At 36.8% G+C, this 18,491-nt stretch carries 17 protein-coding genes and 2 pseudogenes; 11 read left to right on the forward strand and 8 right to left on the reverse strand.

Annotation, left to right across the window (positions count from 1 at the left end):
* The first annotated feature begins 315 nt into the window (after positions 1-315).
* The 5 genes from tsaE (at position 316) to APS80_RS07380 (ending at position 3,388) form a co-directional block, all read left to right on the forward strand.
* A complete protein-coding gene (gene tsaE / locus APS80_RS07360; RefSeq protein WP_059107641.1) occupies positions 316-777 on the forward strand; it encodes a tRNA (adenosine(37)-N6)-threonylcarbamoyltransferase complex ATPase subunit type 1 TsaE in 462 nt (153 codons plus the stop codon).
* On the forward strand, positions 758-1,420 hold the full coding sequence (tsaB, locus tag APS80_RS07365) for a tRNA (adenosine(37)-N6)-threonylcarbamoyltransferase complex dimerization subunit type 1 TsaB (protein WP_059107642.1): 663 nt from the start codon (positions 758-760) through the stop codon (positions 1,418-1,420). Before tsaE ends, tsaB begins: the two co-directional genes overlap by 20 nt.
* Complete coding sequence (rimI, locus tag APS80_RS07370; RefSeq protein ID WP_059107643.1) at positions 1,393-1,857, forward strand: ribosomal protein S18-alanine N-acetyltransferase; 465 nt, start codon at positions 1,393-1,395, stop codon at positions 1,855-1,857. The genes tsaB and rimI overlap by 28 nt, the downstream gene beginning before the upstream one ends.
* Complete coding sequence (gene tsaD, locus APS80_RS07375) at positions 1,850-2,872, forward strand: tRNA (adenosine(37)-N6)-threonylcarbamoyltransferase complex transferase subunit TsaD (RefSeq protein WP_059107644.1); 1,023 nt, start codon at positions 1,850-1,852, stop codon at positions 2,870-2,872. The genes rimI and tsaD overlap by 8 nt, the downstream gene beginning before the upstream one ends.
* Before the next feature lie 93 nt (positions 2,873-2,965).
* Positions 2,966-3,388 carry a VOC family protein gene (locus tag APS80_RS07380; RefSeq protein WP_059107645.1) on the forward strand — a complete coding sequence of 141 codons (423 nt, stop codon included), beginning with the start codon at positions 2,966-2,968 and terminating at the stop codon, positions 3,386-3,388.
* Positions 3,389-3,471: 83 nt separating this feature from the next.
* On the opposite strand, the gene APS80_RS07385 is transcribed toward APS80_RS07380, so the two are convergent.
* The gene (locus tag APS80_RS07385) at positions 3,472-5,094 is read right to left on the reverse strand and encodes a MutS-related protein (protein ID WP_059107646.1); all 1,623 of its coding nucleotides are present in this window, start codon (positions 5,092-5,094) and stop codon (positions 3,472-3,474) included.
* Between the two features lie 464 nt (positions 5,095-5,558).
* A complete protein-coding gene (locus tag APS80_RS07390; protein ID WP_059107647.1) occupies positions 5,559-7,487 on the reverse strand; it encodes an ABC-F family ATP-binding cassette domain-containing protein in 1,929 nt (642 codons plus the stop codon).
* Between the two features lie 138 nt (positions 7,488-7,625).
* On the opposite strand from APS80_RS07390, the gene APS80_RS07395 reads away from it, so the two are divergent.
* The 4 genes from APS80_RS07395 (at position 7,626) to APS80_RS07410 (ending at position 11,956) form a co-directional block, all read left to right on the forward strand.
* Positions 7,626-8,267 (forward strand): redox-sensing transcriptional repressor Rex, encoded by a 642-nt coding sequence (locus APS80_RS07395; RefSeq protein WP_059107648.1) that lies wholly within the window; start codon positions 7,626-7,628, stop codon positions 8,265-8,267.
* A 201-nt stretch (positions 8,268-8,468) separates the two neighbouring features.
* Positions 8,469-9,437 carry a LacI family DNA-binding transcriptional regulator gene (locus APS80_RS07400; protein WP_059107649.1) on the forward strand — a complete coding sequence of 323 codons (969 nt, stop codon included), beginning with the start codon at positions 8,469-8,471 and terminating at the stop codon, positions 9,435-9,437.
* 72 nt (positions 9,438-9,509) lie between these two features.
* A complete protein-coding gene (locus tag APS80_RS07405) occupies positions 9,510-10,985 on the forward strand; it encodes a sucrose-6-phosphate hydrolase (protein ID WP_059107650.1) in 1,476 nt (491 codons plus the stop codon).
* Between the two features lie 5 nt (positions 10,986-10,990).
* Entirely contained in the window at positions 10,991-11,956 is a 966-nt protein-coding gene (locus APS80_RS07410) for a carbohydrate kinase family protein (RefSeq protein ID WP_059107651.1), read from the forward strand.
* A 70-nt stretch (positions 11,957-12,026) separates the two neighbouring features.
* On the opposite strand, the gene agrA is transcribed toward APS80_RS07410, so the two are convergent.
* From agrA to APS80_RS07425, 4 genes are read right to left on the reverse strand one after another with little or no spacing between them, the layout of a single operon-like run.
* Positions 12,027-12,743, reverse strand: coding sequence for a quorum-sensing response regulator AgrA (gene agrA, locus APS80_RS07415; RefSeq protein WP_059107652.1), 717 nt, complete (start codon positions 12,741-12,743; stop codon positions 12,027-12,029).
* Between the two features lie 12 nt (positions 12,744-12,755).
* Complete coding sequence (gene agrC / locus APS80_RS11180) at positions 12,756-14,048, reverse strand: quorum-sensing sensor histidine kinase AgrC (RefSeq protein WP_059107653.1); 1,293 nt, start codon at positions 14,046-14,048, stop codon at positions 12,756-12,758.
* A gap of 25 nt (positions 14,049-14,073) precedes the next feature.
* Positions 14,074-14,214 carry a cyclic lactone autoinducer peptide AgrD gene (gene agrD / locus APS80_RS10615; RefSeq protein ID WP_083498188.1) on the reverse strand — a complete coding sequence of 47 codons (141 nt, stop codon included), beginning with the start codon at positions 14,212-14,214 and terminating at the stop codon, positions 14,074-14,076.
* Positions 14,211-14,786, reverse strand: coding sequence for an accessory gene regulator AgrB (locus tag APS80_RS07425; RefSeq protein ID WP_059107654.1), 576 nt, complete (start codon positions 14,784-14,786; stop codon positions 14,211-14,213). Before APS80_RS07425 ends, agrD begins: the two co-directional genes overlap by 4 nt.
* Before the next feature lie 379 nt (positions 14,787-15,165).
* Between APS80_RS07425 and APS80_RS11185 the strand changes: the two genes are divergently transcribed.
* Complete coding sequence (locus tag APS80_RS11185; RefSeq protein ID WP_103170786.1) at positions 15,166-15,240, forward strand: delta-lysin family phenol-soluble modulin; 75 nt, start codon at positions 15,166-15,168, stop codon at positions 15,238-15,240.
* A gap of 288 nt (positions 15,241-15,528) precedes the next feature.
* Here APS80_RS11185 and APS80_RS07430 read toward each other — a convergent pair whose 3' ends face one another.
* Positions 15,529-16,314, reverse strand: coding sequence for a carbon-nitrogen family hydrolase (locus APS80_RS07430; RefSeq protein WP_059107655.1), 786 nt, complete (start codon positions 16,312-16,314; stop codon positions 15,529-15,531).
* A 162-nt stretch (positions 16,315-16,476) separates the two neighbouring features.
* A pseudogene (locus tag APS80_RS07435) lies at positions 16,477-17,105 on the reverse strand (nitroreductase family protein).
* Between the two features lie 195 nt (positions 17,106-17,300).
* On the opposite strand from APS80_RS07435, the pseudogene APS80_RS07440 reads away from it, so the two are divergent.
* A pseudogene (locus APS80_RS07440) lies at positions 17,301-18,491 on the forward strand (hypothetical protein); the annotation flags it as partial.

An 18,491-nucleotide genomic window follows, 5' to 3' on the forward strand; every position in this document is an offset into this window, starting at 1 on the left:
ACTATAGTTCACAAATGATGTCAACAATATTTAAGAATTTTCTTTTAATTCACATGATTTTTAATTCTTAGCCCGAAATCTTGTTGCAGAGATGTGAGCAGTTTTTTTAAATAAAGTCTGTTAAAATAGAAACGTTATCGACTTGCTTCATGTTGTACAATAGTAATAAGAAGTTTTATAACATTGGAACTGTAAATCAGTTAGCGATAATGTACGATCGAAGTAAAGTTGAAGTTATGATCGAAAAGGAATTGCTAACGCGCTTTGTCCAATATAAACGCTGAAGCAAAATGTACGTAGAGGAGGCGAGCATAAATGATTGAAATTCATGGCTTAGACGAGATGGAACGATTTGGTACGTCGTTAGCATCTAAACTATTCGCGGGTGATGTCCTGCTACTAGAAGGGGATCTAGGTGCAGGAAAAACGACATTAAGTCAAAAGATTGGAGCGGCTTTAGGAGTCAAGCGTAATATTAATTCACCGACGTTTAATATCATAAAATCGTATAACGGCGACACGCTTAAGTTTCATCACATGGATTGCTATCGCTTAGAAGAGAGCGATGAAGATTTAGGCTTTGAAGAGTACTTCAATGATGAAGCAGTGACAGTGATTGAATGGAGTCGTTTTATTAAAGATTACTTACCTCCGACGTATATGGTGATTCATATTCAAGTAGAAAGTGAAACGGCACGTCAGATTACGCTAGAAGCACAAGGCACACATTATGAACAGATAAAGGAGTCTCTATTAAATGAATTATCTACTGATTGATACGTCTAACCAACCTTTATCAGTTGCGGTGATGACGGATAACACAGTGCTCGCAGAACATCATACTAATATTAAAAAAAATCATTCCGTTCAATTGATGCCTGCCATTGCACAGGTCATCGAAGCTTCAACGATAGAGAAAAAAGATTTAGATGCCATAGTGGTTGCTAAAGGTCCTGGTTCTTATACCGGATTACGCATTGGGGTCACAGTTGCGAAGACGCTTGCCTACGCACTCAATACGAAGTTATATGGTGTATCTTCACTCAAAGCTTTAGCAGCTACTGTAGAAAATGAGCAGCGTTTATTAGTACCGGTGTTTGATGCACGTAGAGAAGCGGTCTATACTGGCGTGTATCAATATCAAGCTGGCGAGCTTGTCACTGTCATGCCTGATCAATACATGTCTATCGAGACACTCCTCGATACATTACATGACATGCAACAATCCTATGTTTTTGTGGGCTACGAGGTTGAAAAATTGTCAGGTCAATTAGATGCTGAAATGATTGAGCAACTCCCACTGGCGAGCGCGATGCAACCCTATGCAGAGACACCAGAAGACATCGCTACATTTGTACCAAACTATATTAAATTAGCAGAGGCTGAACGCAATTGGTTAAACCAACAGAAGAAGGATTAAACATTCGATTAATGGGCAAAGACGACGTGCCACAAGTTTTTGATATCGAGCGCCAAAGTTTTAAAGACAGTTCATGGACCATTGATGCATTTTATCATGAAGTAGAACAGAACCATTTCGCACATTATTTCGTTATCGAATTTCAGGAACGTGTGATTGGTTATGTCGGTTGTTGGATTGTCATTGATCAAGCACAGATTACAACGATCGCAATTAAAGAAGATTTTCGCGGTAATGGCTTAGGCCAATTATTATTAAAATACGTCATGCAATATGCGAAAGTGAAATGTGAACTGATGAGTTTAGAAGTCCGGATAGATAATACTATTGCACAACGCGTCTATACAAATTTAGGCTTCCAATACGGAGGTAAGAGAAAGAACTATTATGGTGAAGGTGAGGATGCAATCGTGATGTGGGTGAATTTAAATGACTAATGAAGTATTAATTTTAGCAATAGAATCAAGTTGTGATGAAACGAGTGTCAGCGTGATTAAAAATGGTTCAGACATCGTATCAAATGAAGTATTAAGTCAAATTGACAGTCATAAACGTTTCGGTGGCGTTGTGCCAGAAGTCGCAAGTCGACATCACGTTGAAGGCATTACGACAACCATCGATGCTGCGCTTGAAAAAGCAGGTCTCACAATGGAAGATATCACTGCAGTCGCAGTTACTGAAGGACCAGGTCTGATCGGTGCATTGCTCGTAGGGATTAATGCAGCGAAAGCACTCGCTTATGCTTATGATAAACCGCTTATTCCTGTCCATCATATCGCAGGTCATATATACGCAAATCATTTAGAACGTCCGCTTACATTTCCTTTAATGGCACTCATCGTTTCAGGTGGACATACAGAGTTAATTCACATGAAAGATCATTTAGACTTTGAAGTCATTGGCGAAACGCGTGATGATGCAGTTGGGGAAGCTTATGATAAAGTGGCTAGAACGATTGGTTTGAGTTATCCAGGAGGCCCTCAAGTTGACCAACTCGCAGCAGAAGGACAAGACGTTTATGATTTTCCTCGCGTTTGGTTGGAAAAAGACAGCTATGACTTTAGCTTCAGCGGTTTGAAAAGTGCTGTCATTTATAAACTGCACAATTTAAGACAGAAAAACGAAGAGATAGCACCCGCGAATGTAGCGACAAGCTTTCAAAATAGTGTAGTAGAAGTCCTTGTAGGGAAAGCTGTACAAGCCTGTAAAGATTACGACGTGGATCAATTAATTGTTGCCGGTGGTGTCGCAAGTAATAAAGGGTTACGACAAGTGTTGAATCACGCATGTGATGAAGCGGGTATTACCTTATCCATTCCAAGCCCGAAATTATGTACGGATAACGCAGCTATGATCGGCGCTGTCGCTTATTATCTATATCAAGCTGGTGTGACAGCAGACATGACATTAAACGGTAATAGTGGCATGGACATTGAAATGATAAATCAATAATACAGTATGGGTGAAATGATTTTATGAATATCTTTGAAAGTAAAATAATATGGGTATAGTATAGATATCTTATAAAGAAAAAGGTGTTCATATATGGAATCGATTCAGTATTTTAACTTTCAAAAAAGCTTAGCTGCATTAAACTTTTATGAAAAATATTTAGGTGCGACCAACATCAAACGAATCGGCGGAGACAGTGACATGTTTAAGTATTTACCTGAAGCTTATCAAGTAGACGAAGATTTCACATTTCATGCTTCCTTTGAAATTATGGGGCAAACATTTTTCTGTAGTGATACGATGAAAAATAAACGCATAGATAATAGTGGGGCAAACGTAACCTTTACCTTTGATTACGAGAATGAAACTGAACGTAAAAAAGCCATCGACTTTTTCAATGAAGCTGTCGAAGGTGGTTGTGAAGCGGCTATTCCATTAGCTCCAACAGCATGGTCTAAGCTATACGGTTTGTTCAACGATCCGTTTGGTGTGACATGGATGATTAACGCGAATTAATTTGAGTAAGATAAAAATAAAACATAGAAATAGGACTGAGATATATTAGATTATGTCTCAGTCCTATTTTTATTTGAAGCCAATTAATTTGAGGACGTTTTAGATTGATCTTGTGATTCAGCGAGCGCTTTTGCATTTTCATAAATCGTCATTGGAAAATCAGTAATCCGTAGCAATTCGATTGCATTACGTGTATCTGCCTTACCTGGTTTGATCAAGTAATCAAAGTGAATTTCATCATCTAAAATGGTTTCGTTGAAATGATAATTATCGTATTTTTGCGCTAACAATGAAGCAAGCTCAATATCATGTGTGGCAGCGAGCACGAAATACGATGGATTAGCATCCAAATATTTTAATACGGCTTCAGAAGCAGCGATACGTTCAGTCGTATTTGTCCCTTTAAAAATCTCGTCAATAAAACAATAAATCGGTTGAGATGTAGAAAGGTGAAATAACCGTTTAATTGATTTAATCTCAGCCATAAAGTAGCTATCACCAGTCAGCACGTCATCAGCATTAGCCATGGAAGTGTAGATGACACCCGGCTTATAGTTAAATGATGTTGCTGTAGCTGTGTAGACAGTTTGAGCTAATAACAAGTTCAATGCCACAGATTTCATAAACGTAGATTTACCCGAAGCATTAGAACCTGTGAGTAAAATATGTTGATCAATCGTTAAGTCATTCGGTACTGCATCTTCGATTAAAGGATGCGTTAAACCTTCAAACTGGATTGCTTTTTGCTCATGAACTTCTGGATGACAATATGTAGGTAACGTTTTTTGCCATAATGCTACTGCATAGTGATTATCGATTTCAGCGACATAGTCATAACATGCCATGACTTCATCTTCATAATTTTTAATGCTGTGTTGAATTAAATGGAACAATTGATAATCGAGATTAAAAATAGCTTTGAAAGCTATATTAAAAGCGCCTGCTTCATCATTGGAAGAGACACGACCGAGTAAATGACTAAAGTAACGTGCGAAGATGAAATGGTTAAAGTTCACATTGATTTCTGGAGCACCTTCTAAATCACTGAGCTTTTTGGCACTAATAATTACATTAGAAGTATAAAACAAAGAATTTAAATCATCGATATAAGTTCGACGTAGTAAGATAGAAAGTACGATATTAAAGAGAAAACTCACAATGACGATGATTGATCCTATTTGATGCGCAAAAATAGCAATGACTGCACCGACAATAGGAATATAGGTAGCAATCAAAAATAGAGGATTGCTTGATCGAACCGTGAGTTGATCAGGAAAAATAGGGTAAATAGCTTTGCCTAATTTAGCTAAAATCAGTGACACCTTTTCTCTAAATCCACGATGTTCTTTGAATGATGCGATTAAATGTTGATGTTCGACTGTATGCATCTTACGCAGTGTTGCGTAAAGTCGCATTTCACCAATAGCTGTAAAGTTGTAATTCATATATTGAAATACGGTGTCTAGATTTAAGTCAGACCACGTTTTATCATCGATGAGTTCATCTTCGTTATAACGATGTTTGTATGTTTGATATTGATTGTCATACCAGTGATTTGCACGAATAAAATTTTCGAGTGGAAGTTGTCGATCCCACAGTGATTTAATTTGTGTAGTCATGCGGTGATTTTTAGTGATGCTAAAGATAATATTCAGTACGAGTGTAATCCCGATGACGATGAGAACAACAAATAATACTTGATTCATAAAATAACCCTTTCATGATGTGCTCTTTGTGATTAATAAAAAGAACAATATAAATAAATTCAATTAAAGTATAGAGAATTTGTATATTGAAAGCAAATCTATGCAGTAACATGTGTGGGTAAGGATTATGATTTTTCACAACAAATCCACGATTGTGTGAAATGATATATTTTTACAAAGTTAGTGGGAAAGGGGTTCACGTGTATATGTCAATAGGGAACTTGCGTACTTATCAACATTTCGTGCACAACTTGTGGATAAGTAGTGATTAACCATGTGGATAGCGTGGGATATCTGAATATTAACTACAGGAAAAGGTGTACATTTACTTGTGGATAATTAGGATAACTCTGTGGATAGCTGTGATTAACATCTTTTCAATGTGTATAGTTATGTTGAAAATGAAAGATAAAAAAAGAGAAAGTAACTAAAAAGGTTACTTTCTCAAATGTAATAATAAGTGGTTATGATAATGATTCTTGTAATTCTTCCCATTGCGTCATGACGCGTTCGAGTTGCTGTTCGGTATTGACTTTTTCTGTCGCAAGTTCATTGGCTTTTTCAGGATCACTAAACACATCGGGTTGAGTCATCGCTTCTTCCAATTCAGCGATACGTTCCTCATATTCAGATATTTCTTGTTCACACTGTTCGATTTGACGTTCAATTTGACGTTGTTCTCGTTTTTGTTGTTTCTGCTGTGCATAATTCGTTTCTGTAGTATGAATTTTTTCATTTTCAGCTTCAGATGCTTGAGCTTTTGCAGTTAATGCAGCTTGTTCTTCTTTTTTCTCTATATAATATTGGTAATCGCCGAGGTAGAGGACACCACCTTCAGCATCCATTTCAAATACTTTATTCGCGAGTTGATTGATAAAGTAACGGTCGTGAGAAACAAAGATTAATGTACCATCAAAATCTGACAATGCTTGTTCCAACATTTCTTTTGAATCGATGTCTAAATGGTTCGTCGGTTCGTCTAAAATGAGTACATTATTACGCTCTAACATGAGTAGGGCTAGTTGAAGTCGTGCTTTTTCGCCACCGGATAGATCTGTAATCACTTTTTTGACTTCATCTTGTACAAAGAGGAAACGACCGAGCACTGCACGGATATCTTTTTCATTCATATCAGGATATTGATCCCAAACAAAATCAAGAATTGTTTTATTAGAGGTAAATTCTGCTTGTTTTTGATCGTAATAACCTACGCGTAAATTCGCACCTGGGATAATTTCTCCGTCAATCGCTGTTTCTTTTTGAGCAATTGTTTTAATAAAGGTGGATTTACCGATACCATTAGGTCCAATCACTGCAATGTGATCCCCTTTAGTCACTTCTAAGTTAATCGGTTTTGTAATCGGTTGTTGGTCATAGCCGATTGAAAGTTGACGGATATGGTAGACGTCGTTGCCTGTATTGCGGTCGAAATCGAATTGTATATTAGCACTCCGCGCATCGATCATCGGTTTATCAATCCGTTCGATTTTGTCTAACATTTTACGACGACTCTTAGCCATTCCACTCGTTGAGGCACGCGCGATATTTTTCTCTACATACGTTTCTAATTGCTTAATTTCTTCTTGTTGTTTTTCATATTCTTGCATGCGTTTTTCATAATATTGATCACGTTGTTGAATGAATTGGTCATAATTACCTTTGTAGTGTTGAACGCCACCTAACGCGACGTCATAGATTTGATTAACAATTTTATCTAGGAAATAACGGTCGTGACTGATGATGACGATCGCGCCTTTAAAATAATTGAGATAACCTTCCAGCCATTGGGTTGTTTCCATATCGAGGTGGTTGGTCGGTTCGTCAAGAAGTAATAGGTCGGGTTCACTCAACAACATTTGTGCTAAGGATAAACGCGTTTTTTGACCGCCGCTAAAATCATTGATCGAATGATTAAAATCTTCTTCTGTAAAGTTTAATCCATGGAGTACCGTCTTAATCTTGCTTTCATATTGGTATCCGTCTAATTGTTCAAATTGATTCGATAGGAGCTCATAACGCTCAATATGTGACTGATATGTATCGGTGTCATATTCGTCTGCGTGCGCTGAGAGCCATTCTGTTTCATCATTCATTTGTTGTTCCAGATGTTGGACATGTTCAAACGGTTTAGCCATTTCTTCAAAGACTGTATTAGCTGTATCTAGCGTCATCTGTTGAGTAAGATAACCGATGCTTAAATCTTTTTGTTTTGCGATATGTCCTTCGTCATATTCATCGATGCCAGCAATCAGTTTCATTAACGTAGATTTACCGGCACCATTACGACCGACAATACCAATGCGTTCGCCAGTTTTGACTTCAAAATCAACATCTGAAAAAATGGTTTCGCCGTCAAACGATTTTGATACTTTGTTGAGTTGTAATAATATCATTGCGTTCTCCTTTCCATCCAATATTATTTTACAGTATTCGTACAGTCGATAAAATGGGTTTGTTTATTTTTATCGTTTTATAAGTTATAATATTGAAGTATTATCTTAGAAAAGCATATTAGTCTGGGGGTACGAGTTGTGACAACTCATAATGAAAAAATTCCTCGCGCTACGTTAAAGAGATTACCGCTTTATTACCGATTTATAAACACGTTGAAATCTAAAGGGATTGAACGTGTGAATTCTAAAACAATTAGTGCAGGATTAAATATAGATTCAGCAACGATTAGACGTGATTTTTCATATTTTGGTGAATTAGGGAAAAAAGGCTACGGTTATAATATAGATAGTTTACTACATTTTTTTAAAAAAGAAATTAGTGATAACGATGAAATTAAAATTGCTATCGTGGGTGTCGGTAACTTGGGAAAAGCATTACTCACATACAATTTTTCAATTCATGATGAATTAACGATTACTGAAGCATTCGATATTAGAGACGATATTATCGGTCAAACCGTGGGTGATATCAAAGTCAAAGATATGCGTGATATGGCAGAAACATTACGTGATGAAAATATTGATATCGTGGTGCTCACAACACCGGAAAATGCAGCGCAAACAGTAACCGATCAATTAGTTGAAGCAGGCGTGAAAGGAATCTTAAACTTTACGCCGTCAAGAGTTGTAGCACCTGAAGAAGTACATGTACATCACATTGATTTAGGCATCGAGCTACAGTCATTATTATTCTTTATGCGCAACTATCAAAATAAATGAACACAAAGCTAGCTTCTCAGTAGGAGCTAGCTTTTTTATTAGGGAAAATAAACCGCCAATTAGGAGGTTTGAACACACTCATCCCGTGAATTAAATCCAGTTTCCAGCACGAGATTGCCATAATTTACATAGGCGCATGCCACGACATATGATAGAATAGCAGTAATTGTTGTATCCCAAAGAAAGATGAAGTGAAATGGAATGAAAACGATTGCTGACATTGCTAAAATAGCTGGTGTTTCAAAGAGTACAGTCTCACGTTATTTAAATAATGGCCCCATCAGCCAACAGACAAAAGCGAAGTTGGACCGCATTATTTCAACTTATAATTATCAGCCAAATCAATTTGCGCAAAGCTTGAGAGCCAATCGTACGAAGATGATTGGTGCTATTATCCCACGCATGAATTCATTTGCGGTCGACGATACGATTAAAGGTGTCAAAGCAAGATGTGACGCATTGGGTTATCAGTTATTACTAAACAACACCAATATAGACCCTCAGCTTGAACTCGATGCATTAAAAATGTTCAATCGAAGTAAGGTTGATGGCATCATCTTTATGGCGACGGAGCTGACAGAAGCTCATCTCAAAGTGATTGATGAAATTGATGTACCCGTCATCGTGTTAGGCCAAGAAGATAAGAATTTGTATTGCATTACGCATAATGACTACAAAGCTGGACGCCTTGTCGGTGAAGCAATCGTCAATCAAGGCACACAGTCTGTTCACTTCTTTGGGGTTCCAGAAACAGACGTTGCTGTCGGTCAAATTCGAAAGCAAGGCTTGTTGGATGTATTAAAGACACATCATATTGACTACCGCTATACAGAAACATCATTTAAGTATGAAGAGGCGTTAGATGATGTGTCAGCAACATTCAATCAGAGCCATGAGGAAACAGAAGCGATTATCGGTGCGACGGATACAATCGCTTTAGCTATCCACAAATATACGATGCAAAATACGAAACAAGAGCCCAAGCCACACATTATTGGTTTTGGTGGCGATCCCATGACAGAAGTGGTATCACCCGCAATCCATACGGTACACTATCATTATAAAGAAGCGGGAGAAGTTGCAATGCGTCAACTTGCAGAATGTATACAAGGTAATACGATTAAAGCACACATAGAAATAGATGTGACATTAGAAACCGACAACGTATAGATGGAACCGATACCATCCATACACGAAACATGTTAAACTAATTTTAAAATAAAAATGGAGGCACGTTGTGTCATGAGAGAATGGACAAGAGAGGAACGTTATCAACGCTACGAAGATGTTTCAACCGAAGCATTAATCGACTTAAAATCTACAGTGAATCAATCCCCATACCGACAAACGTTTCACATACAGCCTGAAACCGGCTTATTGAATGATCCCAATGGTTTGATTTACGCGAACGGGACGTACCATGTATCACATCAATGGTTTCCCCTAGGTGCTGTGCATGGGTTGAAATATTGGTATCACTATACAAGTGCAGATTTAATTCACTTTACGCCACAAGGATCTATATTAAAACCTGATACTCAATACGATAGTCACGGCGTTTATAGTGGTAGTGCATTCCTATTTGATGGGCAAATATACTACATGTATACCGCTAATCATCGAGATGAGGATTGGCAACGTCATGCGAGTCAAATGTTGGCAAAAGTGGAAACAGATGGCACGATACATAAATTTCCTAAACCGGTGATTGCTGCACCACCTGAAGGTTATACCCAACACTTCCGTGATCCAAAAGTGTTTCATCACAATGGTGCGCTTTATGCGGTGATTGGCGCCCAGACGGTTCAAGAAGAAGGTTGCTTATTACTTTATCGCAGTGAAGATGCCATACATTGGACGTTTGAAGGCCAAGTTGAAACAGATTTAGCTCAGTTTGGTTATATGTGGGAATGTCCGGATTATTTTAGAGTAGATGAGCACGATATCATCATGTTTTGTCCTCAAGGTATCGAAGCTGAAGGGGACCATTTCAAAAATATTTATCAATCCGGTTATCTCATGGGTCAATTCGATATTGAAAATCAAGTCATGCAACATGGTGATTTCACAGAATTAGATGCTGGCTTTGATTTTTATGTACCACAGACATTCGAAGGTAAAGCGGGCCAACGTATCCTAATTGGATGGATGGGCTTACCAGATACCCAATATCCAACAGATGAAGAGGGTTGGGCACATTGTCTCACACTGCCTCGTGAACTCTCTGTAGAAAATGGCATCTTAAAACAGCGCCCAATTCAAGCGTTACAGCACTTACGTACGAATGAAGAGACAGCGCTCGGTTATGCGAATAAATTCCAGCGCCAATTACATCCTTACGAAGGTAAACAATATGAGATGTTAATAGATGTGTTGGATAATGAAGCGACTGCAATCTATTTTGAACTGCGTACTTCTAAAACAGCAACGACGGTCATTGAATATCATACACGTACACAGGACATCGTGTTAGATCGATCTGAAAGTGGTCCGTTACCACAACCTGTAGATGGTACGCGTCGCACAACACGACTTATTACGCCACTTACACAACTACAAATATTTGTCGATACTTCTAGTATTGAGATTTTCTGTAATGATGGTGAACGCGTGTTGACGTCACGCATTTTCCCACCAGAAGGAGCAACTGGAATTAAAGCATCTACTGAGTCAGGTCAAGCGTATCTCAAGTTTACGAAATACGAATTGAAAGGTTGAGACGTATGAGAAGATTATTCGCAATAGGTGAAGCATTAATTGATTTTATTCCGAATGAGACTGATATTAAATTAAAGGATGTGCAAGGCTTTACACGTAGAGTTGGCGGCGCACCTTGTAATGTAGCGGCAACCACACGAAAATTAGGTGGTGAAGCGGCATTGGTGACACAGCTCGGAGAAGACGCATTTGGCGATTTAATCGTGGAGACATTGCAGTCGATTGGTGTGAATACTCAATACATCGAACGTACAGAAGAAGCAAATACCGCCTTAGCCTTCGTCAGTTTAACAGCAGATGGAGAACGCGATTTTTCATTTTACCGTAAACCTTCAGCCGATATGCTGTATGATCCATCTCAAATCAATGAAATCAAATTAACTGAGGAAGATATCCTTCATTTTTGTTCGGTAGATTTGGTAGAAAGTAAAATGAAAGCTGCACACGAGGAAATCATTGATCAAATACATCAAGTGGGCGGTACGATCGTGTTCGACCCTAACGTACGCTTACCATTATGGGAAGATGAAGATGCATGCAGAAAGACCATTCAACAATTTATTCCGAAAGCGCATGTCGTTAAAATTTCTGATGAAGAATTAAACTTCGTCACAGGTATAGAAGATGAAGCGCAAGCGATTCAGTGGCTATTTCAAGGTCATGTAGAAGCAGTGATCTTCACAAAAGGTGCAGCAGGCGCAACCATTTATTTGAAGGATGGCACAACACTTTCACATCAAGGCTTTCAAGTGACACCTGTAGATACAACAGGTGCGGGTGACGCCTTCATCGGGGCAGTCATCAGTCGTTTATTAGCGACGGAAACGCACGATGTAATCGAGATATTAAAATCCCAAGGAGAACAAATACTTAAATTTAGTAACTTTGTGGCGGCAAAAATGACGACACAACACGGGGCGATAGAAAGTATTCCAACGTTAGAAGAAGTCAATCAAGCCTTAGATCAATAGTAGAACAAAAGAAAGCGTAGTGACTGGATGGGAGATATACCAGTGACTACGCTTTTTAAGTGTGTAAGTGTTAAATTTTTTTGATATTGCGTACAGAAGCATAACAACATTCACCGTTTTTAAAGTTGACCGTACGTGTTTTAGAATCGATGGATTCAATGTTATGACGATTGATGACAAAGCTATTATGACATCTAAAGAAACGTTGATCGATTTTACTTAATTCTTTCAAACTACCGTAGAACTCGATTTGACGGTTATCTAAATGCGCAATAAGACGATGGGATTTACTAGATGATTCGAAAAACATCACGTCATCATATTGTACATAGAGCGAATTGCTACCACGTTTAAGTTCAATCGTTTCAACACTGCTTTCCTGTGATAATAATTTTAGACGTGTTTCAGCTGTTTTTAAACAATCGATGACGCGGGTTTTAATTTCTTCTGGATCATCTTTGAAAATGAAGTCCATTGCAGCAACTTTATAAATAAACGTCAGGTATGTAAGTTCGGAGTGACTTGTGACAAAGATAATATTGCCAACAGGATCCACTTTTCTTAACTCTGTAGCTAGTTTCATACCATTCATTTCAGCGTTTAATTGAATGTCTAAGAAATAACAACCGATTTCATCCGTATCCTTCGCGTGTTCAAGTATAGCCTCAGGATCATCTGTCGCAAGTTCGATTTCCATTTCTTTTTCTTCAATCATAATGTAATTGCTAATGATCGTTTTTAGATTTTCTAATTGTTTTGGATCGTCTTCACAAATATAGATTTTCACTTCATCACGTCCTTATGCTTCAGTATCTAATATTTCGACTTTTTGTACGAAATAGACATTATCGATTACGGTATCGAGTAAAACATTAGATGTTGTGTCGGTAATTTCTTTCAATGTGGCGAGACCTAATCCTCGATTTTCACCTTTTGTAGAATATCTTTCTTTGAATAGGTGGTGGACTTGAGGTGTATCAGGTGCACATTTATTCATAACGACAAAGTAGATAGACGCTTCTGCTTTGATGAAAGCGATGATGATATTAGGATCATCTTCCACTTTTTCAGAAGCTTCAATCGCATTATCAATAATAATACCGATGATACGGCTCAGACTGATTGTATTCATGTCGATATGGTCAATGTGTTCAGGCACTTCGATACTTATTCGTATATTTTTCTCTTGTGCTTGTAAAATTTTAGTCGTCACTAAACCTTTGATCTCACGTACTTTTAAATTATCTATACCATTAATCTTGATGGATTTAGTCTGCAGACTATCCTGGATAGGCATAATTTCTTTATTAAAATATTCCCGTAAACCAGGCATATCATCATCTCGAATAAATTCAGATAATGTCGTCAGAATGTTGACATAGTCGTGACGGAATTTGCGCATCTCATGATTAATATTTTCAATTTGTAACGTATATTTGTAGTAACTTTCAATTTCTTCCATATTATTTTTATACTGAATTTGCCGTAACAAAATGAAAGAAAAACTGATAATAGCGATAGCAACAAATGCGAAGAGCACGACAGTAATAATCGTAACTTCTGCAAATCTGCTGTAAGCTATTTCAGAAGGCATGATTAAATAAGAAACAATAAATGAAATGAGCAAGAAAGTACTGAGAAAAATCAAGTACTTTTTACTTAAAGATAGATAAGAACCTGAAAGTTGCTTGATAAAGTAGGTTAGGGTATACGCAATGATAACACTAATGATAATAAATAAAACTAAGTATATAAGCATACCTTGATTTTCAGTTCTATCAATAAATCTAGTGATGATAATATTAATTGATGTTGCTATTAAATTAGTAACATATGATATTACTAAAGCAATAATAAGCGAAGTGATACCCATATATTTATTTTTTTGATATGCAAATATACCTCCTGCAACTATCAAGAATAAAATAGTGTATTCCTCAATAAAGATATATAAAATACCAGAAGGGATTAAAATACCAATCATGGCAAGATAATCCCTTACAGTATAATGAAAGTTATTTAGTATTTTCATTAATACAAATATGATTACAAATTGTACGAATAATGTTACAAAAGCAGATAATATCTCCAATTTTTACACACTTTCTATGATTGCTTTATTTTTCTAATTCTTGAGTAAGTTCTTTAGGTACTTCTGGTTCATCGTATAAAACTGTGCAAGTTTTCGCTTTTTGTCTATTTCCAACCATTTGTAAAAAGCTTGTTGTTGAACTGAGTAAAAGATTAACTAATTTCATAAATAAACGTCCTCCTTAGTAGAAAAAATTGGTAATTGTGAAACTGCTATAAGAAAAACACCTGTGTAAATGAGTTGTGGATAAGGATCAGGGAATAAAAATGAGATTGCGATGACTATTAAGGAGACAACAATCGTTTTTATCTTCAAATCCTTAACTATACTCTGTGGAATCGGTTGTTTCTTAGTTTCGCTAGGTGCGTAAATACATAAAATAATAAAACTAAAAACTGCAACTATGAACATTATAACTTGACTAATTTGAGTATACACAATTAACCAAGGTAATAAAACAAATAGTAATAAATTCAGCACATGACATTGAATCGATGATTTAGCATGTGCTCCGTGGGCATACTGCCTAATTACAAAATAACTCAAGTGTGTGGTAAGTGTGTAAAAAAATAAACCACATAGGAAAGAAATACCATAAGTGACAACTAATTTAATAATATTACTCACTACCACTTGCAAACCTAATCGTACTTTTAGGTAGGCAATGCGGTCTAAATTGTTTCGCTCTTGCAGATAATTCGCAAAACGATCAATATAATTATCAATAATAGTTGTCATATGCTTCTCTCCTTGCCCATAGTATACAATTTAAAACAATATTTGTGATTTTAATTGCTCGGATGTTTATTTTGAGTGCCTAACTGTTCAATTCGTATTAGTAAAATCATTTTAACATATTTTGGTTTACACTTTAGAATGAAAATTTTCGAGTTAGGTATTATCGCACATGAATGTTAAATTCCGTGTTTTAATAAGGTTGTATTACAAAGAGGTAAACAATAATCAACGACAGCAGGTTGATTATTCCCAAACAAGATTTATAAAAGTTTGAGTAGTTATTTTATAAATCGGCCATGCACTTCTACGATACTTCCTTTGAAGTGACCTATGGATTACGTTTGTTACCCTTTGATTATAAACAAAGGAGGTCTATCACATGACTAAAGATATCGTTGAAACAGTCGGTGGTCTTGTTAAATGGATTCTCGATACTGTGAAAAAATTTGCTTAATTTTTATGTCCCAATAAGTTGAAGCATTTATTGTAACTCAGCAAAAACCAAGTGTCATTGTATAAAGCCTAAAACAGAGGCGGAGTATTATTTTGTAAGCTATCGTAAACATCATTCAATTGATTAATAATCGGTAAATTCACTAAATATTTTTCATAATTAAAAACATCCCCAAAAAATAGAAAAAATAACTGTAAAAACATTCCCTTAATAAATAAAAAGCCGTGAGTCCCTCCCAAGCTCACGGCTTAATTTTTTGTTTGAATCCAATTATTGTCCATTAGGTTCTTATTTATATAAATCTAATTTCAGATTATCGAAAACGGGAATGCTTTGACGTTGTTTGGTTACTTCTTCTACATCAATGTCTACAGTTAACACATCTGCTTGATCGCCCAATTCTCCGATGATTTCACCATTAGGATTAATGACCATAGAGTGTCCTGCATATTGTGTTTTGCCATCATTACCACACCCATTAGCACCAACCACGAACATATCATTTTCTATGGCACGGGCTTGAAGTAATGCACGCCAGTGATGCGCTCTTGCTGAAGGCCATTGAGCGACGTAAAAGGCAATTTGTGCATTATTACGTGCAGGATAACGCAATAATTCAGGAAATCTTAAGTCATAGCAGATAATTTGAGCGACTTGTGTGTTATGCGTAAGTGCATAGGGTTCAGGGACCTGGTGGCCACCTGTTAAATAGGTTGGTTCATCCAACATGGGAACTAAGTGTACCTTATTGTATGTAGATATTAATTGTCCTTCTTTATTTACTGAAAAAGCAGTATTATAAACGTTGTCTTCTATTTTATTAGATACAGAACCAGCGATGACGTCGACTTGATAACGCTGTGCTAATTTGGAAATGAAGGGTAGACTGCGTTGTAAATTATGATCTGCCAATGTTTCAAGTTGGTCAAGTGCATATCCATTATTCCACATCTCTGGCAGCACCACACAATCAGTATCCTCAGTGACATATTTTTCAAAGTAGTGTGCTATTAGTTGTTCGTTCGCATTCACATCTGCAGGTTTCACTTCAAATTGAAATATTTGTAGTTTCATGGACACAACCTCCATTTTTGAATGATGTATTATCATTAATGTATAGAAAATATACCATTGAAGCAAAAGATAAGAACTTTAAAGCATAAAAAAGGTAGCACTCCTTATTTTAAGAAGTGCTACCCATGATTCATCTCTAATATATTAATTTGTTGAAAAGAATTAGTCTTTAACGATGAAGCGTTCGTCTAAATCGTTAAATTCTTTTTCTGGTGCTTCTTCACGCACGTTACCAAATGGCATTTGACCTAAAAGTTTCCATGATTTAGGTACACCGTATGTTTCAAATACGCGTTCATCTACAAGTGGATTGTAGTGTTGGATTGTTGCACCGATACCTTCGATTGCGAATTCTGTCCAAATTGCGAATTGGTGCATACCATTAGTTTGGTTTGCCCAAGTTTCGAAGTTATCAGCATATAATGGCATTTGTGCTTTTAATCCTTCTATAACGTCTTGATCTTCAAAGAATAACACTGTACCGTGTGAATGTTTGAAGTTATCAATTTTATCAGAAGTAGGTTGGAAATCACGATCTGGGTCCATTGTTTTTTCAATTCTTCTTTAGTGATGTCCCAGAATTTTTCGTGATTATCATTTAAGAGTAATACGATACGTGTAGATTGTGAGTTGAATGCAGAAGGTACGTGTTTAACTGTGTGTTCAATGATAGATTTAATTTCATCATCTGAAATTGAAACTTCTTTTTCTAAATCATAAATTGAACGACGTGCTTCTACTGCATCTTGGAATGTTTTAAGGTCTTTATTAGAGTTGTTAAATAAACCCATTTTGTTGATTCCTCCCAAAAATTTATTTTTTCTAATGCTTAGTATAATTAGTATACCTCCAAAAGTAAATAGAAATGCTTCAACTTATTTATTTTAAAAAATGATGGGTATCAAATTGGTGATAAGGATGCAAAATACCACAATATTTTATATAATAGCCATGAATCAATAAGAAAGAAATGAGGAGGTGACATTTTGCAGTTTAATCATAAAGGTAAATTTGTTTTAAGCAGTGCAGCAGTCATTTTAAGCACAACATTTATGACAGAAACGACTTACGCAGCTGATCAGTCACACGCGCAAAATAATGTTCAAGGTCCGCCACATACGGAAAACGATACCTATTCAGCAAATAACGACAATACTTCAGCAAATGAAGTCCCTGTAGAAAATCATAATGAGAATATGAATACTGATAGCGTAAATCGCCCATTATATAATGAAGAAAATGAAGCTGGACGTGAAATAGCAGAAACTCATTTAGAGACAAATTCCAATTCAGAAGAAACTGAAGCCAATATAGCTGCTATCAATACACCAAACTCAAAATCACAAAATGATTATTCATCTGACGAGAATCAAGAAACAGTAGAAGATATAGAAGAAACTGCAACCTCTGAAGAAAACCAACCAACGATGACAAATCAAAAAGGAAATCATTCAGAAGAGGAAATGCCTCAATATGACACAGATCAAACTTCTCCAGCATCTGATAGTTCTATTGAGAACGATGAAATGAATCAAACTGATAATTCTCCATCAGATGAATCATCAGCTTATAACGAAGAAAGTCACCATCCAGAAGGTAATGAAGCAGAGGAAGACAATCATAATGCTGATGAAGGAGACCTCAATACTACTGGTGAAAATGACAATCATGAATCAAATTCATCAGATCAATCTGAAACGAATGACAATGACGGATCTACAGAGCATCATGGTCACTCAAATACAGATGAGGAAAATAATAAACCTACGACACCTCACGAAGAAACAAATGGGGACAAGCCGCAAAAAGATGAAGATATAAATGATCATCATAATAATCAAGGAGATGAAGGATCAGAGTCTGAAGAACCAGATAAACCAAATGAAGGTGGCTCAGCTTCAGAATCCGATGATGATGACGAAGGTGGAGATCACAAACCAACAAGACCCGGCGATGATGATGACGAAGGCGGAGAAAACAAGCCATCAGAACCAGGCGATGGTGATGACGAAGGTGGAGATGACAAGCCTTCAAGCCCGGGCGATGGTGACCAAGGCGGAGAGCATAAACCATCAAAACCAGGTGATGGCGATGACGAAGGTGGAGAACATAAGCCGTCAAAACCAGGCGATGATGATCAAGATGGAGAACATAAGCCGTCAGAACCAGGCGACGAT

It is taken from the genome of Staphylococcus auricularis, from assembly GCF_001500315.1.
GTDB classification, from domain to species: domain Bacteria; phylum Bacillota; class Bacilli; order Staphylococcales; family Staphylococcaceae; genus Staphylococcus; species Staphylococcus auricularis.